The organism is Mesorhizobium sp. M7A.F.Ca.CA.001.10.2.1, from assembly GCF_003998575.1.
GTDB lineage: Bacteria > Pseudomonadota > Alphaproteobacteria > Rhizobiales > Rhizobiaceae > Mesorhizobium.
In genome coordinates this window covers 1-6,476 of the sequence record NZ_RZQY01000329.1, presented here as the reverse complement: position 1 = coordinate 6,476, position 6,476 = coordinate 1, and the positions used below count along the sequence as shown (strand labels likewise).

Annotated in this window: 5 protein-coding genes and 1 pseudogene; all 6 read right to left on the bottom strand. The window is 61.8% G+C overall.

Features of this window, described 5'->3' with window-relative positions:
• Nucleotides 1-305: pseudogene (locus EN964_RS20505) on the bottom strand (GMC family oxidoreductase); the annotation flags it as partial.
• Nucleotides 306-358: 53 nt separating this feature from the next.
• Nucleotides 359-847, bottom strand: a complete 489-nt coding sequence (locus EN964_RS20500; protein WP_127270351.1) for a hypothetical protein — start codon at nt 845-847, stop codon at nt 359-361.
• 65 nt (nt 848-912) lie between these two features.
• The gene (locus EN964_RS20495; protein WP_127270350.1) at nt 913-2,385 is read right to left on the bottom strand and encodes an aldehyde dehydrogenase; all 1,473 of its coding nucleotides are present in this window, start codon (nt 2,383-2,385) and stop codon (nt 913-915) included.
• A 12-nt stretch (nt 2,386-2,397) separates the two neighbouring features.
• Nucleotides 2,398-3,555, bottom strand: coding sequence for an amidohydrolase/deacetylase family metallohydrolase (locus tag EN964_RS20490; protein WP_127267307.1), 1,158 nt, complete (start codon nt 3,553-3,555; stop codon nt 2,398-2,400).
• On the bottom strand, nt 3,545-4,594 hold the full coding sequence (locus EN964_RS20485; protein WP_127267308.1) for an ABC transporter ATP-binding protein: 1,050 nt from the start codon (nt 4,592-4,594) through the stop codon (nt 3,545-3,547). Before EN964_RS20485 ends, EN964_RS20490 begins: the two co-directional genes overlap by 11 nt.
• A 14-nt stretch (nt 4,595-4,608) precedes the next feature.
• Nucleotides 4,609-6,476, bottom strand: a 1,868-nt coding sequence (locus EN964_RS20480) for an ABC transporter permease subunit (RefSeq protein ID WP_245490674.1), incomplete at its 5' end; no start/stop codon positions are given.

Sequence of the window (6,476 nt, the reverse complement as noted above, 5' to 3'; positions counted from 1 at the left end):
GGCCAGTCCGGCTGAAGACCATGCTCCGTGCCCTTGCGGAAATCGGAAGGACGATAGCGTGGCCAGATTGCGCCATAGACATTGGTTGACCCGCCGACGGCATTCCACATCAGGATTTGCGAGGAGTCCGAATTGACGGGGAAATCGTCCGGATGGCTGCGCTTGTTGACGTCCGGGCTCCAGTTGGTCCGGCGCTGCCACGACCAGTCGGAATGGAGATGCGGATGGTCTTTCGCCTCCACCCAGGATCCCTGTTCCAGGCAGACGACATCGAGACCGGCTTCTGCAAGTGTCAGTGCTGCCAAGGATCCTGTCGCGCCGGCGCCCACTATCAATACGTCACAGATGCGATCTGTTGTCATCTTTCCAATCCCCAGCGATCTGTCATTACCGTGTCCAGCCCGAGCGGCGACGTGTCGACGGGCCTGACCTTTTCGGTCTCCAGGTAATGGCCGCGCCGATGGGCTGGCTGGTCCCGGTTGAAATCGAAAGGCGCCATGTCGTAGCCGGTCAGATGGGGCCGGTGGGAGTACGGACGCCCCGTGTTCCGAATGGCCTCGATGACGAAGGGCGTTTCGTAATAAGCGAGTGTCACCGCCGTGTAGATCTTGTCGAAAAGCTCCGCGTCGGCTTGCTCGAAGACCTTGACGGCCGCGATGCGGGTGTCGCCATTGCTGCTTGAAAGGCCACCCCTTTCCCAGCCCAGCAGATCGGCCAGTGCCGTAGTCTGCACGTCGCTCCAATCCGCAAAGAGGCGCATCGACACGATGCCGTGCACGCCGGCCTCGGACGCGGAGGGCCAACTCTCGTTGCCAGGGATCAGTTCATCGACAAGAGCGCGGATCATCCGCGTTCTCTCAGGTGGAGAAAGCGGCGAATTCCGTTCGCCGGCAAGAGCATGCGATTGAGGGCTCATGCCGCACCTGCCTTTCGATCGATCGTGACGGTGATCATCTTGAGTTCGGTCATGGCTTCCATCGTGTGCACGCCGCCCAGTCGGCCGATGCCGCTCTTGGTGCCGCTTCCGCCGCCGAAGGGCAGGTGAATTTCCCACCATGTGCTGCCGGCATTGATATTGACGATCCCGGCGGGGATCGCCCTGGCGACCGAAACACCCCGCGCCACATTCGCCGTGAAGACGCCGACCGACAGGCCATATTCGCTGTCGAGCGCCAGATCGAGCGCTTCAGCCTCGTTCTTGAAAGTGAGAACGGGCACGACGGGGCCGAAGGTTTCCTCGCGATTGAGTTTCATCTCGCGCGTGACGCCGGTAATGATCGTCGGCTCGAAAAACAGCCCGCTGCCGAGATCGGGGCGCGGCTTGCCGCCACAGAGCACCTTGGCACCCTGCGCGATTGCGTCATCGATGTGCTCCTTGACCTTGGCTGCGACCTTCGCGTTGTTCAGCGGCCCCATGGTCGTTCCCTGGTGGAAGGGATCACCAAGCACATGTTTTTGCGCATGGGCGACGAGCTTTTCGCAGAGGCTTTCGGCAACCGACTGATGAGCGAGAACGCGGCCCGTCGCGGCGCAGACCTGACCGGCGTTGAAGAATGCGCCGCCGGCCGCGGCGGCGGCCGCCGCGTCAAGATCAGCGTCCTCGAAAACGATCACCGGGCCGTTGCCGCCCAGTTCCAGGAGCAGCGGCTTGCCGGCGCCGCGCTCGGCGATTTTCTTGCCGGTCGCCGCGCTGCCCGTAAAGCCGATTGCCGCGACGTCGGGATGAACCACGACGGCGTCGCCGGCGGTAGCGCCTTCACCGATGACCAGATTGATGACGCCGGCGGGAAGACCGGCGCCGTCGATTACCTCCATCAAGGCACAGGCGACCAGCGAGGTCGACGGGGCGGGCACCCAGACGATGGTGTTGCCGGTCGCAATGCCCGGTGCCAGATATTCGACGGGGATGTTGACCGGGAAGTTCCAAGGGGTAATGACTCCGTAGACCCCGCGCGGCTGGCGGATCGTCATGACGAGCTTCGTCGGATCCTCGGCGGGCAAGGTCTGGCCACCCAGCTGCTTGACGAGTTCGGATGCGAGCCGGAAGCCGTCGGCGGCCTTGCCGACCTCACCCATGGCCTCGGCAAGAACTTTGCCCTGCTCGGTCGACAGGAGGCGTGCGATCTTTTCTTGAGCCGCGTCGATTGCCGAGGCGATGGCAACGCAGATCGCGGCGCGCTTGAAAACCGGCATGCCGGCCCATGTCGGCGCGGCTGCTTTTGCAGCCGCGACAGCCCGTTGTACCGTCTCGCGGCCTGATCGCGGCAACTGGGCAATGGTCTCCCCGGTTGCGGGATTGACCGCCGGCATGGTGTCCGGCTCCGTCTGCCATTCGCCGCCTATGAAATTGGCGGGCGCGTCTTTCATGGCATAGCCACCATCCATTTCAAATCTCCTTCATTCGGCCGCCGCAGCGAGCGTTTGATCATCGGTACCGATATCCTGGCCCGCGATGACCAGACCGGCGGCAAAGATACGTTCAGGCGCAACGACAATCTCGCCGCGCGTGTCTTCAAGGGAAAACGCGCCATTACGCAATTCGAGGATGCTCGCATCCCCGGCCGAGCCAATCTTGAATGTTCCAAGCTCTGGGCGCTGCAATGCCTTGGCCGCATTGACGGTCGAGGCTGCGATGATGTCGTTGATCGACATGCCGAGCGCAAGGAATTTCGAAAGCGTCGTAACCTGGTCGTAGGCCGGACCCTCGATGCAGAGCGCATGAACATCGGAGGAGATGGTGTCCGGCTGGAAGCCTTGCGCCATCATCGCGCGCGCCGTTTTCCAGGAGAAGGAGCCCATCCCGTGGCCGATATCGAAAAGGACGCCTCGTTCCCTCGCCTCGAGGATTTCCGGCTTGATCTTGCCTGCGCCGTCGATGGGCGCATTAGGGAAGGGTCGAAAACAATGGGTCAGTACATCGCCAGCTCGCAGGCGCGAGACGACGGCCTCGTAGGAAGGGGGTGGCTCATCGATATGGGCCATCAATGGCAGGCCCGTCTCGTCGGCGACCTGCAGGGCGACATCGAGAGGCTGGATACCGGCGGGGCCAGAGGCGTGGCGACCGATGCGCACCTTCACCCCGATGATTATGTCGCGGTTGGCGTTGATGACCTCGACGGCCTCGCGGCCGGCAAGAAGCCGCATGTCATGGCTTTCGCCGATCATGATGTTCTTTGCAAAACCATAGATGCCGGCGAAGGAGATATGCAGGTAGACGAGAATGCGAGCCGTGCTTCGCTCGATCACATGCTTGCGAAATCCGGGGAAATTTCCCGGTCCGGCACTTCCCGTGTCGACGCAGGTCGAAACCGCGCTCTTGCGGGCAAACGCGTCCGGATCCACCCCAAGCGACGTCCCGCCCCAGTAAACATGCGTGTGCAGATCGATCAGGCCGGGCGTTACGATAAGGCCCGCTACGTTTCGTTCTTCGGTTCCAGAAAGACCGTTACCGACGGCGGCGACCTTTCCTGCGGCGAAGGCGACATCGGTGACCTGGTCGATACCCTGGGAAGGATCGATGACGCGACCATTTTTCAAAACGAGATCATAAGGCATGAATTCGGCTTTCGGTTTCCAAGAAGCGCTGATTGATACGGGTGCCGTCCTCGGTGGCGAAATAGCGGACAGCGTCCGGGCTCGCGCAGAGAGTGATGCGTTCGCCCGCGGACAGGCCCGACGCATCGCTGCAGGTTGCCCGGACGATGTGGCCGGCAACGTCGACATCGAGGAACTGGAAAGGCCCGGCGGGCTCGATCAGCACGAGTTCGCCCGAAAGGGTGAGACCACCATTACCGCGCGCCGCCGGCTTCAGGTCGTGGGGACGCACGCCAAGAATCCGGTCAGAACTCCCGCCACAGAGATTGGCGGGCAGGAAGTTCATTTGCGGGCTGCCGATAAACCCGGCGACGAACTGGTTGGCGGGAGCCGAATAGACCTCCATCGGCGGTCCGAACTGCTGCACGACGCCGTCCTTCATCACTGCGATCCGGTCCGACAGCACCATGGCCTCTTCCTGATCGTGGGTGACGAAGATGACGGTAATGCCGAGCGCTTTCTGGAGGCGTCGGATCTCGGTGCGCATGCGCACCCGCAGCGAGGCGTCGAGATTTGACAGCGGCTCATCCATGAGAAGGACAGAAGGGTTCCTGACGATCGCGCGGCCAACGGCAACGCGCTGGCGCTGGCCGCCGGAAAGCGCCGCCGGCGGGCGATCGAGAAGGGCCTCGATGCCCAGAACATCGGCTGCCCAGGCTACCTGCTTGCCTACGGTCGCTTCGTCCAGCTTCTGCTGGCGCAATGGAAAGGCGATGTTTTCGCGCACCGTCATGTGCGGGTAGAGCGCGTAATCCTGGAAGACCAGCGCGATGTTGCGTTCACGCGGACCGAGCTCCGAAATCTCCTTGTCGTCGAAGCGGATGGATCCCTCGTCGATATCCTCCAGGCCGGCGATGCAAAACAGCAAAGTCGATTTCCCGCACCCCGACGGTCCGAGGAAGGAAATGAACTCGCCATCGTTGATCGTAAGATCGAGACCCTTCAAAACAGCTATCGCCCCGAACCGCTTGGTAAGGCCGGCAATCTTGATCGACGCCATGCTTGAAGCTCCTTTCAGCCCTTGACCGCGCCGGAAAGCGCACCCTGGACGAGGTAACGTTGGAAGAAGAAGGCAACGGCCACAGGCGGCAGGATGGCAAGCACGCTGGCCGCAAAGAGCGGTCCGTATTCATAGAAACGGGCCTGGTTGAGAAAGCCTGCGATGACGACGGGGATTGTCTGCGTCTTGGGGGTCGAGGTCAGGATCATGGCAAAGAGAAACTCGTTCCAGGACACGAGGAAGCAGAAGATCAGCGCCGCGACGATAGCCGGCCGCACCACGGGCACCAGAACCTTGCGGAACATCGTCCAGCGACTGCAGCCGTCGATCTGTGCCGCGCGCTCAAGGCTGATTGGAACGGTCTCGAAACTGGTCTTCATCATCCAGGCGGCAAGCGGCATCAGGATCGTCGAATATGCGATCACCAGACCGAGATGGGTGTCGATGAGCCCGAGCGTCCGGAAGATGACGAAGAACGGCAGAACCAGCGTCAGTGCGGGAACCATACGCGTCAGAAGAAGCGCCCAGAGGCTGACGGCAAAGAAACGATGTCCAGCATAGCGGGCAAAACCGTAGCCAGCCAAGGTGCCGAGCGCGACATTGACGACGGAGACGACGATGCCGATGCCGAAACTGTTGAGCAGGGACAACGGCACGCGCGCGGCCTGCACGCTGGTCGTGCCTTGCGCCATGAGCACCGCCCGATAGTTGTCGAAAGTGAGCGTCGAGGGCACGATGGAGGGGGGCGTGCGGATCAGGTCGGTGGCTGGCGATAGGCTTATCAGGACCAGCGCCGCAACAGGCAGGAACGACCAGACGAAAATGGCAACGACGGCGAGCGCGAACAGGATCTTGCCAGCGTTGCGTGCAGCGATCGGGCCCATCAGCCTTTTCGGCTTCCATTCCGGCAGAACGACCATGGCGGGCCGCGGGCAACTGGCTGTTAGCAGCCCTGGGGCCGCCAAAGCCGACACTGTCGTCCTGGCTTTCCTGGGGCTGAGGAAGGCAAAATAGGCGATGGCGAATGCAAGGCTGAGAAACGTCAGCACGTAAAGAAGAGCGGCCCCTTCGCCGAACTTCAGGAACTGAAAGGATTGCATGTAGCCGAGCCAGGACAGTGTGGTGGTCGCCGCGCCCGGACCGCCGCGCGTCATGATCCAGATGATGTCGAAGGCCAGGAACGCATTGATCGTGGAGATGATGGTGGAGAACAGCAGCGTCGACTTGAGCCAAGGCAAAGTGATCGCGAAAAAGCGCTTGACCGGTCCCGCGCCGTCGAGAATGGCAGCGCGATGCAGGTTGCCCGGCATGGATTGCAGGCTGGAAAGGAGCATCAGCGTCGTCAACGGCGTCTGGTTCCAGACCTGGGTCAGCGCCACGAGGTTGAGGGCGCGGAAGCCCTCTCCAAACCATGCCCGCCCCCATGAACCGAGGCCTATGTCGTTGAGAAAGCCGTTCAACAGACCGAAATTGCCGGCATAGATGAAGGACCACAGCACCCCGATAGACACGGGCGCCATGGCCCAGGGAACGAGGACGATACTGCGCAGGAAGCCGCGGCCGGCAAAACGCTGATTCAAGACGAGCGCGATCAGTGTTCCCAGTACGGTCGTCCCGATGACCGCAATCGTGGAGAAGTAAAGCGTGCGGCCGAGCGCATACCAGAAGCCTTGATTCTGGAAGATCTTCGCATAATTGGCGAAGCCCACGAAAATCCATCGCTTGGTGATCGGATTGGTGATGTTGAAGGACAAGTACAGACTGTAGAGGAGCGGCAGGCCGACGATCAGGATCATCAGGATCAGCGTCGGGGCGACGGAGAGATAGGCAAAAGCCGGAAGGCTCATCCTGCGCCGGCGTTCGCGCGCCAGCGGCTCGGCTC

What these genes read in the sequence shown, in the direction of transcription:
- EN964_RS20500 (WP_127270351.1), bottom strand. Translation starts at nt 847, where the DNA reads ATGATCCGCGCTCTTGTCGATGAACTGATCCCTGGCAACGAGAGTTGG.
- EN964_RS20495 (WP_127270350.1), bottom strand. Translation starts at nt 2,385, where the DNA reads ATGGATGGTGGCTATGCCATGAAAGACGCGCCCGCCAATTTCATAGGC.
- EN964_RS20490 (WP_127267307.1), bottom strand. Translation starts at nt 3,555, where the DNA reads ATGCCTTATGATCTCGTTTTGAAAAATGGTCGCGTCATCGATCCTTCC.
- EN964_RS20485 (WP_127267308.1), bottom strand. Translation starts at nt 4,594, where the DNA reads ATGGCGTCGATCAAGATTGCCGGCCTTACCAAGCGGTTCGGGGCGATA.